Raw genomic sequence first — 425 nt, 5'->3', positions numbered from 1 at the left:
CAAATTGAAAATGAAGTAAATGGCCTAATTGTAGATATGAAACCAGAAGCTATTGTAAATGGAATTGAAAAGCTTATAAAGAATACAAAACTGAAACGAAAATTAGAAAGTAACTTATCTAAAGAAAACTTAGGAACTGAAGAAGAAATATATAAGCTATATAAAATTTTATAACTGGTGGGGCGTATGAAAAAAAATGTATTGTTTGTAATAAATAATTTAAATTGTGGAGGGGCAGAAAAGGCATTAATTTCTTTATTAGAAACGATAGATTATTCAAAGTATAGTGTGGATTTGTTTTTATTTAAACATGAAGGGTTATTTTTTAGAAAAATACCTAAACAAGTGAATTTGTTAGAGGAGCCTTATGAGTATCGATATTTTGATATGCCTATAAAAACAGCTATTATGGATTGCATCAAAAA

Annotated in this window: 1 pseudogene; it reads left to right on the top strand. The window is 26.6% G+C overall.

What is annotated here, in order from left to right:
- Positions 1 to 186 precede the first annotated feature (186 nt).
- Positions 187 to 425 (top strand): annotated as a pseudogene (locus tag KVT27_RS23765) (glycosyltransferase); the annotation flags it as partial.

The organism is Lysinibacillus sp. GbtcB16, from assembly GCF_019091145.1.
In the GTDB taxonomy this organism is placed as follows: domain Bacteria; phylum Bacillota; class Bacilli; order Bacillales_A; family Planococcaceae; genus Lysinibacillus; species Lysinibacillus fusiformis.
The sequence above is the reverse complement of the archived record's forward strand: the minus strand, read 5'-3'. Positions and strand labels throughout refer to the sequence as shown.